Annotated in this window: 1 protein-coding gene (cut by a window edge); it reads left to right on the forward strand. The window is 75.6% G+C overall.

All coding sequences use genetic code 11. The annotated features are described in order from the left end of the window. Nucleotides 1-184 precede the first annotated feature (184 nt). Nucleotides 185-22,000 carry the 5' portion of an SDR family NAD(P)-dependent oxidoreductase gene (locus OHS58_RS06450; protein WP_328647504.1) on the forward strand. The gene runs 13,902 nt beyond the window's last position, so 21,816 of the gene's 35,718 nt are visible here — the first part of the coding sequence; the start codon lies at nt 185-187; the stop codon falls past the right edge of the window.

The following is a 22,000-nucleotide window of genomic DNA, read 5'->3' on the forward strand; positions in this document are numbered from 1 at the left end:
CCGGATCACCGCGAAGCTGCGCCGGCTCCTGGAACCGGTGCCGGTGCCGGTGCCGAGCCCACAACCCCCGGCGGCGGACGACCTGGACGCCGTCACCGCCGACGGCCTGTTCGACTTCCTCGACCGCGAACTCGGCCCGTCATGACCGCGGCCGGCCCCCGAAACGGAAACCCGAGTGTGACCCGTGGACGTTGACGACAAGGTTCTCGACTACTTCAAGCGGACCGTGGCCGAGCTGCGCCAGGCCCGCGCCGAGCTCGACGAGCTGCGGGCCGCGAAGGCCGAGCCCATCGCGGTGGTCGGCATCGGCGTCCGGCTGCCGGGCGGCGTCACGAGCCCGGAAGCGCTGTGGCGCCTGCTCGCGGACGAGGTCGACGCCGTCTCGGGGTTCCCGGCCGACCGCGGCTGGGACGTCGAGGCCGTCTACGACCCGGATCCGGACGTCCCCGGCAAGTCGTACACCCGCTCCGGCGGGTTCCTGGCCGACGCGACCCGGTTCGACCCGGCGTTCTTCGGGATCTCGCCGCGTGAAGCGCTTTCCATGGACCCGCAGCAGCGGCTGCTGCTGCAGACGTCGTGGGAGGCCCTCGAACGCGCGGGCATCGCGCCGACGTCGTTGCGGGGCAGCCGGACCGGTGTGTTCTTCGGCGCGGCCGCCCAGGGTTACGGCGCGCAGCTGCGGGAATCGACCGGCGACGCGGCCGGGTACGCGCTGACCGGCTCGTCGTCGAGCGTTCTTTCCGGCCGGGTCGCCTACGTGCTGGGCCTGCGCGGCCCCGCGGTGACGCTGGACACGGCGTGCTCGTCGTCGCTGGTGGCCCTGCACCTGGCGGCGCAGTCGCTGCGGTCCGGCGAGTGCTCGGTGGCGCTGGCGGGCGGCGCCACGGTGATGGAGACGCCGAGCATCTTCGTCGAGTTCTCGCGCCAGCGCGGGCTGTCCGCGGACGGCCGGTGCAAGTCCTATTCGGACACCGCCGACGGGACGGGCTGGGGCGAAGGCGTCGGGGTCCTGGCCCTGCAACGGCTTTCCGACGCGCGCCGCGAAGGCCGTGAAGTGCTGGCGGTGCTGCGCGGCAGCGCGGTCAACGCCGACGGCGCGTCGAACGGGCTCACCGCCCCGAACGGCCCGGCCCAGCAGGAGGTCATCCGCCAGGCGCTGGCCGGTGCGGGCCTGGCACCGTCCGATGTGGACGCCGTCGAAGGCCACGGCACCGGGACGACCCTGGGCGATCCGATCGAGGTCCAGGCGCTGCTGGCGACCTACGGCCAGGGCCGGGAAACGCCGCTGTGGCTCGGCTCGCTGAAGTCGAACGTCGGGCACACGCAGGCCGCGGCCGGCGTGTCCGGGGTCGTCAAGATGATCCTCGCGATGCGGCACGGCGTGCTGCCGCGCACCCTGCACGTGACGGAACCGTCGTCCCGCGTCGACTGGGCCGGCGGCGCGGTGCGGCTGCTGACCGAAGCGCGGTCGTGGCCGGAAACCGGCCGGCCGCGCCGGGCCGGGGTGTCGTCGTTCGGGGTGTCCGGGACCAACGCGCACGTCATCGTCGAGCAAGCTGCCGAGGACGAGCCGTCGCCCGGTGCGTCGTCCGGGATCGTGCCGCTGGTCGTGTCCGCGCGGTCGGCGGCGGGCCTGGCCGACCAGGCCGCGCGGCTGGCCGAAGCCCTGGATCCGGAGGTGGATCTCGGTGCGGTGGCGGCGGCGCTGGTGCGGTCGCGTGCGCTGTGGGAGCACCGGGCGGTCGTGTGGGCCGAGGACCCCGGGCAGGCGGTCGCGCGGCTGCGCGAGGTGACCAGCCGCGGACCGGCACCGGACGACGACGGTGTGGCGTTCCTCTTCACCGGGCAGGGCGCGCAGCGGCCCGGGATGGGCGCGGAGCTGGCGGCGGAGTTCCCGGTGTTCGCGACGGCGTTCGACGAGGTCTGCGCGGCGTTCGACCGGCATTTGGACCGGCCGCTGCGCGAGGCGATCGCGTCGGACGCGGTGCACGAGACGGTCTATACGCAGGCGGGGCTGTTCGCGGTCGAGGTCGCGATGGTCCAGCTGCTGGAGTCGTTCGGAGTACGGTCGAAGGTCGTCGCGGGACACTCCCTCGGTGAGATCACCGCGGCGTACGTGGCGGGCGTGTTCTCCCTCGAAGACGCGGCGATGCTGGTGGCGGCACGCGGTCGGTTGATGCAGGAGCTGCCGCCGGGTGGGGCGATGGTGGCGGTGGCGGCGTCCGAAGTGGACGTCGAGCCGGTGCTCGGCGACGGCGTGTGGCTGGCGGCGGTCAACGGGCCGGAGTCCGTGGTGCTGTCGGGGACCGCCGAGGCGATCGAAGCCGCGGCGGAGCGGCTGCCGTACCGGACGAAGCGGCTGACCGTCTCGCAGGCGTTCCACTCCGGACTGGTCGAGCCCGTGTTGGCGCCCTTCGCCGCGGTGGCCGCGCGCGTGACCTACCACGAGCCGTCCGTCCCGCTGGTGTCCACTGTGTCCGGTGCGGTGGCCGGTGCCGAGATCCGCTCGGCGCAGTACTGGGTCGACCAGGTCCGGCGTCCGGTGCGGTTCGCGGACGCCGTGACGACGGTGCTGGCGACCACGCCGGCCGTGCTGCTCGAGGTCGGCCCGGACGCCGCGCTGACGGCGATGGTCCCCGACGGCGCGCCCGCGACGGTGCCGCTGGGCCGCCGCGGACGTCCCGAGCCGGACGTCTTCCGCGCCGCGCTGGCGACGGCGTTCGCCTGCGGCGCCGAAGTGGCGTGGGACCCGCTGCTGCCCGCGGCGCCCGCCCGTGTGTCGCTGCCGACGACGGTGTTCCGCCAGGACCGGTTCTGGCTGACGCCTGGCAGCGCGGCGGCCGACGCGGGCGGCCTCGGCCTCGACGCGGTGGCGCACCCGGTGCTCGGCGCGGCGGTGGAGGACCCGGCGACCGGCGCGGTGACCCTCACCGGCCGGCTGTCGTCCGACGTGCTGCCGGAAGCGGGCGCCGAAGCCTGGCTGGAGCTGGCGATCCAGGCCGGTGACCGGGTGGGTTCACCGGTCGTGCGTGAACTGACGGCCGAACGACGGCTCGCGCTCTCCCCGGGGACGCCGGTGCGGGTGCAGGTCGTGGCCGGCCCGGCGGAGTCCGGTGCGCGACGGGTCGACGTCCACGCGCGTCCTGCCGGTGGTGGTGCGTGGGTGCGCTGCGCGACCGGGACCCTGACGACCGCGGCCCCGGTGCCGCCGTCTTTCGCTTGGCCGCCGCCGGGAGCGACGCGAACCGCCGACGGCCTGCTGCGCCGCGGCGAGGACATCTACGCCGAAGTCGAACTACCGTCCGAAGTGGACCCCACGACGTTCGCGATCCACCCGGCGCTGCTCACCGCGGCGCTGGCGGTGACGGGGGAGCAGCCCGCGGCCTGGGCCGGGGTGACGCTGAGCGCGGGCAACGCCGGGTCCGTCCGGGCCCGGCTGACCCCGGTCCCCGGCGGCTGGGCCCTGACCTTGCAGGACACGGCCGGGGCGCCGATCCTGTCGGCGGAATCGGTGACGACCGGGACGGTGCCCCTGGCACACGACGGCGCCGGGGACGCGCTGTTCGCGGTCGAGTGGCGGCCCCTGCCCGACGTCGTCTCCGGTGGTTCCGGCGAGGCCCTGGTCATCGACGGTGCGGCCGGCCTCGCCCAGGCCGTCGAGGCACCGTCCACTGTGGTCCTGCGAGTCGCCCCGGGGACGGGCGAGGAGACCGCCCGGGTGCGCGAGGTCCTCGCCGGAGTGCTGGCGACGCTGCAGGCCTTCCTCGCGGACCCGGCCTGGCGGGACAGCCGGTTGCTGGTCGTGACCCGCGATGCCGCCGACCCCGTCGCGACGGCGGTCGGGGGTCTCGTCCGCACCGCCCGGACCGAGCACCCGGGCCGCGTCCTGCTGGCGGACGTCCCCGGCGACACCGACCTGGCCGCCCTGGCCGCGACGCTGGTGTCCGCCGGCGAGGACGAGTGCCGGGTCGCCGACGGCGAGATCCGGGTGCCCCGGCTCGTCCGTGAGACCGGCGCCCCGGACCCCGGCGCGCGCCAGCTCGACCCGGCCGGCACGGTCCTCGTCACCGGCGGCACCGGCATGCTCGGCTCCGCCGTCGCGGAGTTCCTCGTGCGGGAGCTGGGCGTGCGCAGCCTCCTGCTCGCCTCCCGCCGCGGGCCCGCCGCCGACGGGGCGGCCGACCTGGCCGGACGTCTCGAAGCCGCCGGTGCGCGGGTCGACGTCGTCGCCTGCGACACCGCCGACCGCGACCAGGTGCGCGACCTGCTCGCCCGGGTGCCGGCGGGGGCGCCGCTCACCGCCGTCGTGCACACGGCCGGGGTGATCGACGACGGCCTCCTCGGCACGCTCGACCCCGCGCGCCTCGACACCGTCCTGCGCCCCAAGGTCGACTCCGCCGTCCACCTGGACGACCTCACGCGCGAGGCCGGCCTCGCCGCGTTCGTGCTCTTCTCGTCCGCCGCCGGGGTGCTCGGCGGCGCCGGGCAGGGCAACTACGCCGCCGCAAACGCTTTCCTCGACGGTCTCGCGGCGCGCCGTCGCGCCGCCAGCCAAGCCGCCGTCGCCCTGGCCTGGGGCCTCTGGGCCGGCGACGGACAGATCTCCAGCGCCGCCGACGCCCAGCGGATGGCCCGCGCCGGCTTCGGCGCCCTCGACCCCGCGCGGGGTCTCGCCCTCCTCCGCACCGCGCTGACGTCGGCCCGGCCGGCCCTCGTGCCGATGGTCCTCGACGTGGCGGTCCTGCGGGACCGGGCGCGCGACCACGGCGTCCCGCCGTTGCTCAGCGAACTCACCGGGCCGGTCCGGCGGGCCGCCGCCACCGCCGGGAGCGGCCTGCTGAGCCGCCTGGCCGCGGCCGGGCCCGCCGACCGGATCGCGCAGCTCACCAGCCTCGTCCGCGCCGAAGCCGCCGTCGTCCTCGGCGGTGGCGACGGCGTCACCGCCACCCAGGCCTTCCGCGACGCGGGGTTCGACTCCCTCACCGCGCTCGAGCTCCGCAACAGGCTCGCGGACCTCACCGGGACGGCCCTGCCGTCCACTGTGGTCTTCGACCACCCCGACCCGCAAGCGCTCGCCGAGTACCTCGCCGGCACCCTCGCGCCGGTCGCTCTCGTGGCCGCCGTCGTCACCGACGACCCGGTGGTGATCGTCGGCGTCGGGCTGCGGCTGCCGGGCGGAGTGGACGGTCCGGAAGCCCTGTGGGACGTCGTTTCCGGCGGGGTCGACACGATCTCGCCGTTCCCCGCCGACCGGGGCTGGGACACGAGCGGCCTCGACGGTGTCGCCCGCTTCGGCGGGTTCCTGCACGACGCGGGCCGCTTCGATCCCGCGTTCTTCGGCATCTCGCCCCGCGAAGCCGCGGCGATGGACCCGCAGCAGCGGCTGCTGCTCCAGACGTCGTGGGAAGCGCTGGAACGCGGCGGGATCGCCCCGACGTCGTTGCGCGGGCAGGACGTCGGGGTGTTCTTCGGCGCCTCCGCCCTCGGCTACGGGATGCAGGGGCAGGGATTTGTCGACGAAGCCGCCGGGTTTGCCATGACCGGATCGTCGGCGAGCATCATCTCCGGCCGCGTCTCGTACGTGCTCGGGGTGCGCGGCCCGGCCGTCACCGTGGACACCGCGTGTTCGTCGTCGCTGGTCGCGATGCACCTCGCGGCGCAGTCGCTGCGGTCCGGGGAGTGCTCGATGGCGCTCGCCGGGGGCGCGACGGTGATGGCGACCCCGGCGGCGTTCACCGAGTTCGCCCGCCAGGGCGGGCTCGCGGCCGACGGCCGGTGCAAGTCCTTTTCGGACGGAGCCGACGGCACGGGCTGGGGTGAGGGCGTCGGGGTCCTGGTGCTCCAGCGCCTCTCGGACGCCGTGCGCGACGGCCGGGAGATCCTGGCCGTCGTCAAGGGCAGCGCGGTCAACCAGGACGGCGCGTCGAACGGCCTGACCGCCCCGAACGGACCCGCGCAGCAGGCGGTGATCCGGCAGGCGCTGGCCAACGCCGGGGTGGCACCGTCCGAAGTGGACGTCGTCGAGGCGCATGGCACGGGCACCACACTGGGTGATCCGATCGAGGTCCACGCCCTCCAAGCGGCCTACGGCCAGGACCGCGAAACGCCGCTGTGGCTGGGTTCGCTGAAGTCCAACATCGGGCACGCGCAGGCCGCGGCCGGCGTCGCCGGGGTCGTCAAGATGGTGCTGGCCCTGCGCCACGGCGTCCTGCCGCCGACACTGCACGCCACGCACCCGTCCACCCAGATCGACTGGAGCGCCGGGGCGGTCCGGCTGCTCACCGCGGCCGAGGACTGGCCCCGCGGGGACCGGCCGCGCCGGGCCGGGGTGTCGTCGTTCGGGGTGAGCGGGACCAACGCGCACCTGGTGCTGGAGGAAGCGCCGACAGCACCGCGGCTGGTACCGATCGCCGATCGGGGCGTCCTGCCCGTGGTCGTGTCGGCGCGTTCGGCCCGCGGCCTCGCCGAGCAGATCGAACGGGTGGCCGGTTTCCTCGAGAGCCAGGACGCCCTCGCCGCGCCTGCGTGGTCCCTCCTGCGTTCACGGGCGTTGTGGGAACACCGCACCGTGGCACTGGCCGGGACCGCCCACGAGGCCGCCGACCTGCTGCGGAAGGGCGCGGTCCAGGGCGTCGTCGACGCGTCCCGTGACGGCGTCGCTCTGCTGTTCACCGGACAGGGCGCCCAGCGGGTCGGGATGGGTGCGGAGCTGGCGGCGGAGTTCCCGGTGTTCGCGACGGCGTTCGACGAGGTGTGCGCGGAGTTCGACGGGCACCTGGACCGGCCGTTGCGTGAAGCGATCGCGTCGGATCTCGTGCACGAAACCGCTTACACGCAGGCCGGGCTGTTCGCGGTCGAGGTCGCGATGGTCCGGTTGCTGGAGTCGTTCGGCGTGCGCCCGCGGGTGGTCGCGGGGCATTCACTGGGGGAGATCACCGCGGCGTATGTCGCGGGCGTGTTCTCGCTGCGGGATGCCGCGATGCTGGTGGCCGCTCGGGGCCGGTTGATGCAGGAACTGCCGCCCGGTGGGGCGATGGTGGCGGTGGCGGCGTCCGAAGTGGACGTCGAGCCGGTGCTCGGCGACGGCGTGTGGCTGGCGGCCGTGAACGGGCCGCGGTCGGTGGTGCTCTCCGGCGCCGCCGAGGCCGTGCACGCGGCCGCGGCGGGCCTGGCGTTCAAGACCACTCCGCTGACGGTCAGCCACGCGTTCCACTCCGGACTGCTGGACCCGATGCTCGCCGGGTACGCCGAGGTGGCGCGCCGCGTCGGCTACCGCGAGCCCACGCTGCCCGTCGTGTCCACTGTGTCCGGACGGACCGCGGGGGCGGAGCTGGGTTCGGCGGACTACTGGGTCGAGCAGGTGCGGCGCCCGGTGCGGTTCGCCGACGCCGTCCGGACCGTCCTGGACCTCTCGGTCGCGGCAGTGCTGGAAGTCGGGCCCGACGCGGCCCTCACCCCGGCCGTGCGTGAGATCGACGACGCGCCGGTCGCCGTCGCGCTGACCCGGCGGGACCGGCCCGAGGCCGGCGCGGCGCTGACCGCGTTGGCCACGCTGTTCGCCCACGGCGTCCCGGTGGACTGGAGCGCGCTGTTCCCGGCCGGGCTCCCGGTCGTGCCGGTGCCGACCACGGCGTTCCAGAACCGCCACTACTGGCTCAAGACCGGCACCGCCGACACCGGCGTCCTGCCGCTCGCCCACCCGCTGCTCGGCGCGGCGGTGACCGACGCCGCATCCGGCGGGGTCGTCCTGACCGGGCGGATCGCCCGCGAGACGCACCCGTGGCTGACCGACCACGAGGTGGCCGGCACGGTCGTGGTCCCCGGCACGGCGCTCGTCGAGCTGGCCGTGCAGGGCGGCGACCGCGTGGGCACGCCGGTGGTGCGCGAGCTGGTCGTCGAGGCCCCGCTGCGCCTGGACGACGAGCCGGTGCGCGTGCAGGTCGTCGTCGGCGCCGACGAGTCGGGCCGCCGCCCGGTCGGCGTCTACTCCCAAGTGGACGGTGCACAATGGACTCGGCACGCCGCGGGCTTCCTGGTCGCCGAGGAGCCGGCCGCGACCGGCCTGGGGGAGTGGCCGCCGAGCGGCGCCGAGCCCGTCGGCACGTCCGGGTTCTACGACGTCCTCGCCGGCCGCGGCTACACCTACGGCCCGGCGTTCCGCGGGGTGACAGCGGCCTGGCGGCGCGGTGACGAACTCTTCGCCGAGGTGACGCTGCCCGAGGGCCTGGAAACCGCGGGGTTCGCGATCCACCCGGCGCTGTTCGACGCCGCCCTGCACCCGACCATCCTGGACGCGGGCGACGAGGTGTCGCTGCCGTTCGCCTGGACCGACGTCGTGGTGCACGCCACCGGCGCGACCAGCCTCCGGGCCCGGCTGCGCCCCGTCGACGGCGGCCTGGCCGTCGACCTCGCCGACGGGGCCGGCGATCCGGTGCTGTCCGTCGGGTCCCTGACGACCCGGCCGGTGCCGCGCGACCGGCTCGCCCGCCCGGTCGACGACGCCCTCTTCCGGCTCCGGTGGACGCCCTTGACCGCGGAACCCGGCACGCCCGTCGCGCCGGGGACGGTGACCGGCGATCTCGGCCACCTGACCACGCGTCCCGAGTGGCTCGTCCTGCGTGCCGACGCCGGTGCGGGCAGCGACGAACCGCGGCGGGTGCGCGACGTCACCGGCCGGGTTCTGCGCACCCTGCAAAGCTTCCTCGGCGATCCGAAGTGGACCGGCTCGCGGCTCGTCGTCGTGACGTCCGGCGCGGTGGACCTCGGCGGCCCGCCGGACCCGGTCGCGGCGGCCGTCTGGGGACTGGTGCGCAGCGCCCAGACCGAGAACCCCGGCCGCCTGCTGCTGGTCGACGGTGACATCCCGGACGGCCTGCTCACGGCCTTGGCCGCGTCGGGTGAGGACCAGTGCGCGGTCCGCGACGGCCGGGGCTGGGTGCCGCGGCTGGCCCGGGCCACCGACGACGACCTCGTGCTGCCGGAGGACGGCCCGTGGGCGCTGCGGGCCGCGGGCGGCACCTTCGACGGGCTCACGCTCGCACCGTCCACAGTGGAACCCCTGGCCGCCGGGCAGGTGCGGGTCGACGTGCGCGCGGCCGGGGTGAACTTCCGCGACGTCCTGTCCGGGCTCGGTGTCGACGTCGGCGCCGCCGGGATGGGCGGCGAGTGCGCCGGCGTGGTCACCGAGGTCGGACAGGACGTGACCGGCCCGGCCGTCGGCGACCGCGTCATGGGCATGGTGCCGGGCAGCTTCGCCCCGCAGGTCGTGGCGGACGCCCGCACCCTGGCGCCGGTGCCCGCGGGCTGGTCGTTCGAGCGGGCCGCGTCGGTCCCGGTCGTGTTCATGACCGCCTGGTACGGCCTCGTCGACCTCGCCGGGGTCCGGCCCGGCGAGCGCGTGCTGGTGCACGCCGCCGCCGGGGGTGTCGGGATGGCCGCTGTCCAGGTCGCCCGGCACCTCGGCGCCGAGGTCTACGCGACGGCAAGCCCCGGCAAGCAGCATGTCTTGCGGGAGATGGGGATTCCGGACGACCACATCGCGAATTCGCGGACCCTGGAGTTCGCGGAGAAGTTCGGCCAGGTCGACGTCGTCCTGAATTCGCTGGCCGGTGAGTTCGTCGACGCGTCGCTGGGCTTGCTGGCCGAGGGCGGCCGGTTCCTGGAGATGGGGAAGACGGACATCCGCACGGACGTCGACCGTTACCAGGCCTTCGACCTGCCGGAAGCGGGTCCGGAGCGGATCGGCGAGCTGCTGCGCGAGGTCCTGGAGCTGTTCGGGACCGGGGCCCTGCGACCGATCCCGCTCACGACGTGGGACATCCGCCGCGCACCCGAGGTGTTCCGGACGATGGCGCAGGGCAAGCACATCGGCAAGAACGTCCTGACCCTGCCGCGCACGCTCGATCCGGCGGGCACCGTCCTGATCACCGGCGGGACGGGCATGCTCGGCTCGCTCGTCGCGCGGCACCTGGTGGCCGAGCACGGTGTGCGTCACCTCGTGCTCGCGTCACGGCGGGGCGGTGACACCGAGACCGCGCGTGAGCTGCGGGAACGCGGTGCGCGCGTCGACGTCGTGGCGTGCGACACCAGTGACCGCGAGCAGGTCCGGGCCCTGCTGGACGGCCTCCCGCTCACCGGCGTCGTCCACGCCGCCGGGGTCCTCGACGACGGCGTGCTCGCGTCCCTGGACGACGAGCGGCTCGACCGGGTCTTCGCGCCCAAGATCGACGCCGCCGTGCACCTGGACGAGCTGACCCGGGACGCCGACCTCGCGCTGTTCGCGATGTTCTCGTCGGTCGCGGGGGTGCTCGGCGCCGCGGGTCAGGCCAACTACGCCGCGGCCAACGCGTTCCTCGACGCGCTGGCCGTCCGCCGTCCCGGCGCGGTGTCCCTGGCCTGGGGCCTGTGGGCCGGCGACACCGGGATGAACGCCGGGCTCGCCGACCAGGACCGCCGGCGCATGGCGCGAGCCGGGTTCGGCGCCCTCGACCCCGCCCGGGGCATGGCCTTGTTCGACCGCGCGCTGACGTCCGCGCGGCCCGCGCTGGTGCCGATGGCCGTCGACGTCCACGCGCTGCGGGACGTCCCGCCGATCCTGCGGGACCTCGCCGGTCGCACCCGCCGCACCGCCCGGCCCGCCGAAAGCCGTTCTGCGGTGAGGGATCTGGCCGCGCTGACGGAGCTGGTGCGCGCCGAAGCCGCCGCCGTCCTGGGCGGCGACGAACAGACCATCGGGGCCGCCCAGGCGTTCCGCGACGTCGGCTTCGACTCCCTGACCGCCGTCGAGCTGCGCAACCGGCTCACCACCGCGACCGGGATCGCGCTGTCCGCCACCGTCGTGTTCGACCACCCCAGCCCCCGCGCCCTGGCCGAGCACCTGCTCGGCGAGCGCGACCCCGCGGCCGCCGAACCCACGCGCGCGGTGCTCGACGACGACCCGGTCGTGGTCGTCGGTATGGGCGTGCGGCTCCCCGGTGACGTCGACAGCCCCGACGCGCTGTGGGACCTGGTGCGCGACGGCGTCGACGCGATCACCGGGTTCCCGGCCGACCGCGGCTGGGACCTCGACGCGCTGTACGACCCCGACCCGGACTCGTCGGGCACGTCCACCACGCGGTCCGGTGGGTTCCTCCACGACGCCGGCCGCTTCGACGCGGGGTTCTTCGGCATCACCCCGCGCGAGGCGCTCGCCATGGACCCGCAGCAGCGGCTCCTGCTCCGGACGTCGTGGGAGGCCCTGGAACGCGCGGGCATCGCGCCGACGTCCCTGCGCGGGCAGGCCGCGGGGGTGTTCTTCGGCGCCTCGGCGCAGCACTACGGCGCCGGCGCGGAGAACCCCGGCGTCGAGGGCTACGTCCTCACCGGTTCGTCGTCGAGCGTGCTGTCCGGCCGGGTGTCCTACGTGCTCGGCGTGCGCGGGCCGGCGGTCACGGTGGACACGGCGTGTTCGTCGTCGCTCGTGGCCCTGCACCTGGCCGCGCAGTCGCTGCGCAGCGGCGAGTGCTCCCTCGCGCTGGCGGGCGGCGCGTCCGTGATGGCGACGCCGGGGATGTTCGTCGAGTTCTCGCGCCAGCGCGGCCTGTCCGCGGACGGCCGGTGCAAGTCCTTCTCCGACCACGCCGACGGCACCGGCTGGAGCGAAGGCGTCGGAGTGCTGGTGCTGCAACGGCTTTCCGACGCGGTGCGCGAGGGTCGTGAGGTCCTGGCCGTCGTCCGGGGCACCGCCGTCAACCAGGACGGCGCGTCCAACGGCCTCACCGCGCCGAACGGGCCCGCCCAGCAGGAGGTGATCCGGCAGGCGTTGGCCAACGCCGGGCTGGCACCGTCCGATGTGGACGTCCTCGAAGGACACGGGACCGGCACGACCCTCGGTGACCCCATCGAAGTCCAGGCGCTGCAAGCGGTCTACGGCGTGGACCGCGATCCGGCGCGGCCGTTGCTGCTGGGGTCGCTGAAGTCCAACATCGGGCACGCGCAGGCCGCGGCCGGGGTCGCCGGGGTCGTCAAGATGATCCTCGCGATGCGGCACGCGACGGCGCCGCGGACCCTGCACGCCGGCGAACCGTCGTCGCGGGTGGACTGGTCGGCCGGCGGGATCCGGCTGCTCGCCGAGCCGGCGCCGTGGCCCGAGGCGGACCGGCCGCGGCGCGCGGCGGTGTCGTCGTTCGGGGTCAGTGGCACCAACGCGCACGTCGTCCTGGAGCAGGGGCCGCCGGTCGCCGAGGCTGACGTCCAGCTCACCGGGCCGGTGCCGGTGGTCGTGTCGGCGCGGACCGCCGACGCGCTTCTCGACCAAGCGACGCGGCTCGCGGCCTTCCTGGACGGTGGCCCGGACCTCGGCACCGTCGCGTGGACCCAGGCGCACGCGCGCGCCGCGTGGGAGCACCGCGCGGTGGTGTTCGCGTCGGACGTCACCGAGGCGGCGACGCGGCTGCGGGCGGCGCGGGCGTCCCGGGTCGCGTCCGGCAGCGGCGTCGCGCTGGTGTTCACCGGTCAGGGCGCGCAACGGGTCGGGATGGGCTTCGAGCTGGCGGCGGAGTTCCCGGTGTTCGCGACGGCGTTCGACGAGGTCTGCGCGGAGCTGGATCGGCATCTGGACCGGCCGCTGCGCGAGGCGATCGCGTCGGACGCGGTGCACGAGACGGTCTACACGCAGGCGGGGTTGTTCGCGGTCGAGGTCGCGATGGTCCGGCTCCTGGAGTCGTTCGGCGTGCACCCGCGCGTGGTCGCGGGGCACTCGCTGGGGGAGATCACCGCGGCGTACGTCGCGGGCGTGTTCTCACTGGCGGACGCGGCGATGCTGGTCGCGGCCCGGGGCCGGTTGATGCAGGAACTGCCGCCCGGTGGGGCGATGGTGGCGGTGGCGGCGTCCGAAGTGGACGTCGAACCGTTGCTGGGCAACGGGGTCTGGCTCGCCGCGGTGAACGGGCCCGAGGCGGTCGTGCTGTCGGGCGACGCCGACGCGGTGCACGCGGCCGCGGCCGCGCTGCCGGTCAAGACCACCGCCCTGCCGGTGAGCCACGCGTTCCACTCCGGACTCGTCGAGCCGATGCTGGCGGAGTTCGCCGAAGTGGCCGCCCGCGTCGAGTACCACGAGCCGGTGGTACCGCTGGTGTCCACTGTGTCCGGTCAGCTCGCCGGGGCGGAGCTGAGTGCGGCGGACTACTGGGTCGAGCAGGTGCGACGTCCGGTGCGGTTCGCCGACGCGGCCCGCACCCTGACCGGCCAGAACGTGGCGGCCGTGCTCGAGGTGGGCCCGGACGGCGTCCTGACGGCGATGCTGCCCGAAGGCGGTGTGGCCTTCACCCGGCGCGACCGGCCGGAGGCCGAGACGGCCCTGGCCGCCCTGGCGCAGCTGTACACGCGAGGCGTCGACGTCGACTGGACGCCGTTGTTCCCCGAGGACGCGCGGCGGCTCGTGCCGGTGCCGACAACGGCGTTCCAGGACGAGCACTACTGGCTCAAGCCGGGCACGGACCGCGCCGACGCGGCCGGGCTGGGCCAGCTCCCGGTGCGGCACGCACTGCTGAGCGCCGTCGTGGAGGACCCGGTGGCGGGCGGCGTCGTCCTGACCGGCCGGGTGTCCCGCGAGGCGCCCGCGTGGCTGGCGGACCACGCGGTCGCGGGTTCGGTGCTGCTGCCCGGAACCGCGCTGCTGGAGCTGGCGATCCAGGGCGGCGACCGGGTCGGCACGCCCGTGGTGCGCGAGCTGGTGATCGAGGCGCCGCTGCGGCTCGACGCGGCCACCCGCGTGCAGGTCACGGTGGGTGCGGACGCGGACGGCCGCCGCGCGGTGGCCGTCCACTCCCGCCCGGCCACCGGACCCGGTGGCTGGACGCGCCACGCGGCCGGCTTCCTCGCCGCGGCCGGCCCGGCCGGCCAGGCGCTGACCGAATGGCCACCGCCCGGCGCCGAAGTGCTGCCCATCGACGGCTTCTACGCGCAGCTCGCCGAACGCGGCTACGCCTACGGGCCGGCGTTCCAGGGCGTCACGACGGCCTGGCGGCGGCGCGGCGAACTGTTCGCCGAGGTCACCCTGCCCGGCGGCCTGGACGTCGCCGGATTCGCACTGCACCCGGCGTTGTTCGACGCCGCCCTGCACGTCACGGCGCTCGAAGCCGCCGACGGCGTCACGCTGCCCTTCGCCTGGACCGACGTCGCCGTGCACGCCACCGGCGCGACGTCGCTGCGCGTCCGGATCCGCCCGGCCGGCGACGGCTTGGCCCTCGACCTCGCCGACCCGGCGGGTGCGCCGGTCGCGTCCGTCGGCTCCCTCGTCACCCGCCCGATCCCGCGCGACCACCTGATCGCGCCGGTCGACGACGCCCTCTTCACCCTCACCTGGACCGAACTCCCGCACCACGAAGATCCGGCCCCACAGGACTGCGTCGTGCTCCGGGTCGACACCGACGGCTCCGGCGACGAGCCCCGGCGGGTGCGCGAGGTGGCCGGGAGCGTGCTGCGGTCCGTCCAGGAGTTCCTCGCCGACCCGGTCCAGGCCGGGACCCGGCTCGCCGTGGTCACCACCGGCGCCGTCGCCCCGGACGGCGGCACCCCCGACCCGGTCGGCGCGGCGGTGTGGGGTCTGGTCCGCAGCGCCCAGACCGAGAACCCGGGCCGGCTCCTGCTCGTGGACGGCGACGTCGCCGACGGCATGTTCGCGACCCTCGCGGCCGCCGGTGAGGACCAGTGCGCAGTGCGCGACGGGCACTTCTGGGTGCCGCGCCTGACGCGCCCCGACCCCGGTCTCGTCCCGCCCGACGGGCCGTGGGTCCTCACCGCCACCGGCGGCGGCACCTTCGACGACCTCGCGTTCGTCCCCGCGCCGCACGCCGCGGCCCCCCTCGAACCCGGCCAGGTCCGCCTCGCCATGCGTGCCGCGGGCCTCAACTTCCGGGACGTCCTGTCCGGCCTCGGCGTCGACGTCGGCGCGGCCGGGATGGGCGGCGAAGGCGCCGGTGTCGTGCTGGAGACCGGCCCGGGAGTGTCCACTGTGGACGTCGGCGACCGGGTCATGGGCATGGTGCCGCAGGGCTTCGGGCCCGTCGTGGTCGCCGACGCCCGCACCCTCGCCCCGGTGCCGGAAGGCTGGTCGTTCGAGCGCGCCGCGTCGGTGCCGGTCGTGTACCTGACGGCGTTCTACGGCCTCGTCGACCTGGCCGGACTGCGGCCGGGCGAGCGCGTGCTGGTGCACGCCGCGGCCGGGGGCGTCGGAATGGCGGCGGTGCAGCTGGCGTGGCACCTGGGCGCCGAGGTCTACGCGACGGCGAGCCCTGGCAAGCAGCATGTGTTGCGGGAGATGGGGATTCCGGACGACCACATCGCGAACTCGCGGACCCTGGAGTTCGCGGAGAAGTTCGGTGAAGTCGACGTCGTCCTGAACTCGCTGGCGGGAGAGTTCGTTGACGCCTCGCTGGGGCTGCTGGCCGAGGGCGGCCGCTTCCTGGAGATGGGGAAGACCGACATCCGCACGGACGTCGACCGCTACCAGGCGTTCGACCTGCCGGAAGCCGGTCCGGAACGGATCGGCGAGCTGCTCCGGCACGTCCTGGACCTGTTCGACGCCGGAGAACTGCGGCCGATCCCGGTGAAGCCGTGGGACATCCGGCGGGCACCGGACGCGTTCCGGTTCATGGCCCAGGGCAAGCACATCGGCAAGAACGTCCTGACCCTGCCGCGCACCCTCGACCCGGCGGGCACGGTCCTCATCACCGGCGGCACGGGCATGCTCGGCTCGCTCATGGCGCGGCACCTCGTCGCCGAGCACGGTGCACGTCACCTCGTGCTCGCGTCGCGTGGAGGCGGCGACACCGAGACCGCGCGTGAGCTGCGGGAACGCGGTGCGCGCGTCGACGTCGTGGCGTGTGACCTGAGCGACCGGGACCAAGTCCGGACGCTCCTGGACGGCCTCTCGCTGACCGGCATCGTGCACGCGGCCGGGGTCCTCGACGACGGCGTGTTCTCGTCCTTGGACGACGAACGCCTGGACACGGTCTTCGCGCCGAAGATCGACGCCGCCGTGCACCTGGACGAGCTGACCCGCGACGCCGACCTGGCGCTGTTCGCGATGTTCTCCTCCGTCGCGGGTGTGTTCGGCGCCGCGGGCCAGGCCGGCTACGCCGCCGCCAACGCCTTCCTCGACGCGCTGGCCGCCCGCCGCCCGGGCGCCGTCTCCCTCGCCTGGGGCCTGTGGGCCGGCGACACCGGGATGACCGCGAGCGCCGACGCCACCCGGCTCGCGCGCTCCGGCTTCGGCGCCCTCGACCCCGCCCGCGGCCTCGCGCTGTTCGACCGCGCGCTCGACGCGGCCCGGCCGTCGCTGGTCCCGATGGCCCTCGACCTCACCGCCCTGCGCGACGTCCCGCCGATCCTGCGGAAGCTCGCCGCCCCGGCCCGGCGGACCGCCCGCACCGACCGGCCCGGCACCGGCGCCCTCGGTGCCCGGCTGGCGCGCCTGGACGCCGCCGCGCAGCTCACCACCCTGACCGACCTGGTCTGCGCCGAAGCCGCCGCGGTCATCGGCGGCGGCGCCGGGATCGGCGGCACGCGGGCGTTCCGCGACGTCGGCTTCGACTCGCTGACCGCCGTCGAGCTGCGCAACCGGCTCGCGACCGCCACCGGCCTCGCCCTGCCCGCCACGGCCGTGTTCGACCACCCCAGCCCGGCCGCGCTCGCCGCCCACCTGCACGCGCGGCTCCTCGGGACCGGCGCCGAGGCCGCGCCCGCCGCCACGGCGGCGTCCGACGAACCGATCGCCGTCGTCGGCATCGGCCTCCGGCTCCCCGGCGGCATCGACCACCCGGACGCGCTGTGGGAGGCGCTGTCCGACGGCGTCGACGCGGTCTCGGCGTTCCCCGCCGACCGCGGCTGGGTCACCACCGGGCTCGACGGCACCGCCCGCGTCGGCGGTTTCCTGCACGACGCCGGCCGGTTCGACGCCGCGTTCTTCGGGATCTCCAGCCGCGAAGCCCTCGCGATGGACCCGCAGCAGCGGCTCGTGCTGCAGACGTCGTGGGAGGCCCTGGAACGCGCCGGGGTCGCGCCGACCGCGGTGCGCGGCCAGGAGGTCGGCGTGTTCTTCGGCGCGATGACCCAGGAGTACGGCACCCGCCCGGACGCGGCCGCCGACGTCACCGGCTACGGCCTGACCGGGTCGTCGACCAGCGTCGTCTCGGGCCGGGTGTCCTACGTGCTCGGCGTCCAGGGCCCCTCGGTCACCGTCGACACGGCGTGCTCGTCGTCACTGGTCGCGCTGCACCTCGCGGCGCAGTCGCTGCGCGCGGGCGAGTGCACGATGGCCCTGGCGGGCGGCGCGACGGTCATGGCGACCCCGGCGGCGTTCGTCGAGTTCACCCGGCAACGCGGCCTCGCGGCGGACGGCCGGTGCAAGTCCTTTTCGGACGAAGCTGACGGCACAGGCTGGGGTGAAGGCGTCGGAGTCCTTGTATTGCAACGGCTTTCCGACGCCGTCAGGGACGGCCGGGAGGTCTTGGCTGTGGTGCGCGGTTCGGCCGTCAACTCCGACGGCGCGTCGAACGGACTCACCGCGCCGAACGGCCCGGCGCAGCAGGCGGTGATCCGGCGGGCACTCGCCGGGGCGGGCCTCGAAGCGTCCGAAGTGGACGCCGTGGAGGCACACGGCACCGGCACCGTCCTGGGCGACCCCATCGAAGCCCAGGCCTTGCTGGCCACCTACGGTCGCGACCGCGCACCGGACCGGCCGCTGTGGCTCGGCTCGGTCAAGTCCAACTTCGGGCACACCCAGGCCGCGGCCGGGGTCACCGGCGTGATCAAGATGATCCTGGCCATGCGGCACGCGCGGCTGCCGAAGACGCTGCACGCGGACACGCCGTCGTCGCGCGTGGACTGGACGTCCGGGGCGGTCCGGCTGCTCGCCGACGCCCGGCCGTGGCCCGAGACGGACCACCCGCGCCGGGCCGGGGTGTCGGCGTTCGGCATCTCCGGCACCAACGCGCACGTCGTCCTCGAACAGGCCCCCGAACGCGCGACCGCCCCGGCCGCGGGGGAGACCGGACCGGTGGTGCCGCTGGTGATCTCGGCCCGTTCGGCAGCGGGCCTGACCGCGCAGGCCGCCCGGCTGGCGGCCGCTCTCGACGACGACCTCGGCGCGGCAGGCTGGTCGCTGCTCGGCACCCGGGCCGTCTGGGAGCACCGCGCCGTGATCCTGGCCGAGGACCGTGACCAAGCCCTTTCGGCTCTGGAAGACCTCGGCCGAGGCGTGACCCGGGGTGAAGTGAACCCGGCGCTCGGCGGTGTGGGCTTCCTGTTCACCGGGCAGGGCGCGCAGCGCGCCGGCATGGGACACGAGCTGTACGACGCCTTCCCGGCGTACGCCGAGGCGTTCGACGAGGTCTGCGCGGAGCTGGACCGGCACCTCGACCGCCCGCTGCGCGAGGCGATCGCGTCGGAACTGGTGCACGAAACCGTCTACACCCAGGCGGGGTTGTTCGCGGTCGAGGTCGCGATGGTGCGGCTGCTCGCGTCGTTCGGCGTCCGGCCCAAGGTGCTCGCGGGCCACTCGCTGGGCGAGCTGAGCGCCGCCCACGTCGCCGGGGTGTTCTCCCTGGCCGACGCCGCGCTGCTGGTCACCGCGCGCGGCCGCCTGATGCAGGCGCTCCCCGCCGGCGGGCGCATGGTCGCCGTCGCCGCGGCCGAGACCGACGTCGAGCCGCTGCTGGGCGGCGGGGTGTGGCTCGCGGCCGTCAACGGCCCGCGGTCCGTGGTGCTCTCGGGCGAGGCGGCCGCTATCCAGGCCGCGGCGGAATCGTTGTCCGGACGGGGTTTCCGGACGACCGAGCTGACCGTCGCCCACGCGTTCCACTCCGGGCTCGTCGAGCCCATGCTGGCCGAATTCGCCGAAGCCGCCGCCCGCGTCGAGTACCACGAACCGCTCGTACCGGTCGTGTCCACTGTGTCCGGACAACTCGCCGGGGCGGAGCTGTGCTCGCCGCGGTACTGGGTGGACCAGGTGCGCCGGCCCGTGCGGTTCGGCGACGCGCTGCGCACCGTCGCCGGGCAGGCCGTGGCGGCAGTGCTGGAGGTCGGGCCGGACGCCGCGTTGACCGCGATGGCCGGCGAGCCGCTGGTCGCCGTCGCGCTGAGCCGCCGGGACCGGTCCGAGAAGGGCACCGCCCTCGCCGCGCTGGCCGAGCTGTTCACCCGCGGCGTCGACGTCGACTGGACACCGCTGTTCCCGGCCGGCGCGCGGCGGATCGTGCCGCTGCCGACCACGGCCTTCCAGGACCGCCACTTCTGGCTCGAGCAGCAGGCCGCGCCGGCCGACGTCTCGGCCGCCGGGCTGCGGCCCCTGACACATGCCCTGCTGGGCGCGGCGATCGACGACCCCGGCTCGGACACCGTCGTGCTGACCGGGCGGCTCTCCCACGACGCGCAGCCGTGGCTCGCCGACCACACCGTGGCGGGCACCGCCGTCGTCCCCGGCACCGCCCTGGTCGAGCTGGCGGTTCAGGCCGGCCGCCAGGCCGGGACCCCGGTGGTGCGGGAACTCGTCATCGAGGCCCCGCTGCCCCTGGACGGCGTCCGCCAGCTCCACGTCGTCGCCGGGCCCGGCCAGGACGGCCGCCGGCCCGTCGCCGTCCACTCCCGGCCGGCCGGCGAGACCTCCTGGACCCGGCACGCCTCCGGCTTCCTCACGACGGGTGAGCCGGCCCCGCAGGCCCTGGCGGACTGGCCCCCGGCCGGCGCCGACCAGCTCGACCTCGACGGCTTCTACGACGTCCTGGCCGCGCGCGGTTACGCCTACGGCCCGGCGTTCCGGGGCGTCACCGCGGCGTGGCGCCGGGACGACGAGCTGTTCGCCGAGGTCGCGCTGGGCGCGGGCGCAGGGGACTTCGCCGTGCACCCCGCGCTGTTCGACGCCGCCCTGCACGTCACGGCGCTCGAAGCCGGCGACGGCGTCGCGCTGCCGTTCGCGTGGCAGGACGTCGCCGTCCACGCCACCGGCGCGACCGCGGCCCGGGCGTGGATCCGCCCGGTGACCGGCGGCATCTCCCTGGAACTGGCCGACGCGACGGGAGCACCGGTGCTGTCCGTCGGCGCGCTGCTCAGCCGTCCGGTGTCCCCAGGAGGCCCGGCCGACGGCCGTCTCTTCGCCCTCGACTGGACCACCCTCCCGGCCGACGTCGCCGACGGCAGTCCGTTGTGGACGATCACCGGAGCGGACGACGACCTGCCCGCGGAGCCGCCGCCGTGGGTCGCGCTGCACGTCGTGTCCGGCGATGCCCGGACCGCCGTGGGCACCGTGCTGGCGGCGATCCGGCGGTTCGTCTCCTCGCCGAGCCGCCTCGTGGTGGTCACCGGCGCCGACGGGCCGGTGGCGTCGGCCGTCGGCGGGCTCGTGCGCAGCGCGCAGGCCGAGCACCCCGGACGGTTCGTGCTGGCCGCCGGTGACGTCCACAGTGGACATCTGGCGGTGGCCGACGCCCGCGGCGAGTCCGAGTTCCGGGTGCGCGACGGCCGGATCGAGGTGCCGCGGCTCGTCCGGGAACCGGTCCGCGACGCCGTCGCCTTCGACCCCGCCGGGACCGTGCTGATCACCGGCGGCACGGGCATGCTCGGCGCCCTCGTCGCCCGGCACCTGACCGGCACGCACGGCGTCCGCAGCCTGCTGCTGGCGTCCCGTCGCGGCCCGGACGCCGACGGCGCCCGCGAGCTGGCCGGCGAGCTGCGTGGCCGGGGGGTGCGCGTCGACGTCGTCGCCTGCGACACCGCCGACCGCGACCAGGTCGCCGCGCTCCTGACCCGTGTGCCGGACGACGCCCCGCTGATCGGCGTCGTCCACGCCGCCGGCGTGCTCGACGACGGCGTCGTGACGGCGCTCGACGCGACGCGGGTAGACCGCGTGTTCCGGTCCAAGGCCGACGCCGCCGCGCACCTCGACGAGCTGACCGGCGACCTGGCTTTCTTCGTGCTCTTCTCCTCGGTGGCCGGTGTGCTCGGCGGCGCCGGGCAGGCGAACTACGCCGCGGCTAACGGCTTCCTCGACGGCCTGGCCGAGCGTCGCCGCGTGGCGGGGCGTCCGGCCGTGTCGCTGGCGTGGGGCCTGTGGGCGGGCGAACGCGGGCTGAACGCCGGAGCCGACACCGCCCGGCTGGCCCGCCTCGGGTTCGGCGCGCTCGACGCCGCGGCGGGGATGGCGTTGTTCGACGCGGCGCTCGCCTCACCCCGGCCGGTGCTGGTGCCGATGGCCCTCGACCTCGCCGCCGTCCGCGAAATGGGCACGGTCCCGCCGGTGCTGCGGTCGCTCGCCGGGCGGGCCCGGGCCGCCGCGGCCCCGGTCACACCCGCGTCCGGGTTCGAGCGGGACCAGCTGGTCGAGCTGGTGTGCGCGGAGGCCTCGGTCGTCCTCGGCGGCGACCCGGTCGCCCCGGCGCGGGCGTTCCGCGACGTCGGCGTCGACTCCCTGGCCGCGGTCGAGCTGCGCAACCGGCTGGCCGCCGCGACCGGCCTGGACCTGCCGCCGACGGTCGTGTTCGACCACCCGACCCCGGCGCTGCTGGCCGGGTACCTGCACGGCGAGGCGGCGGGTGACGCGCCCGCCGAGGTCGTGCCCGCGGCGGCCGTCGACGACCCGGTCGTCATCGTCGGCATGGGCGTGCGCCTGCCCGGCGGCGTCGAGAGCCCGGAAGCGTTGTGGGACCTGGTGTCCGGTGGGGTCGACGCCGTGACGCCGTTCCCGGCCGGCCGCGGCTGGGACGTGGCCGGGCTGTACGACCCGGACCCGGACAAGGTGGGCAAGTCCTACACGCGCTCGGGCGGGTTCCTGCACGACGCGGGTGTGTTCGACCCCGACTTCTTCGGGATCTCCCGCCGCGAGGCCCTGGCCATGGACCCGCAGCAGCGGCTGCTGCTGCAGACGTCGTGGGAGGCGCTGGAACGCGCGGGTGTCGCCCCGGATTCCCTGCGCGGACAACGCGTCGGCGTCTTCACCGGGCTGATGTACCACGACTACGCGACCGCC

This window comes from Amycolatopsis sp. NBC_00348, assembly GCF_036114655.1.
In the GTDB taxonomy this organism is placed as follows: Bacteria; Actinomycetota; Actinomycetes; order Mycobacteriales; family Pseudonocardiaceae; genus Amycolatopsis.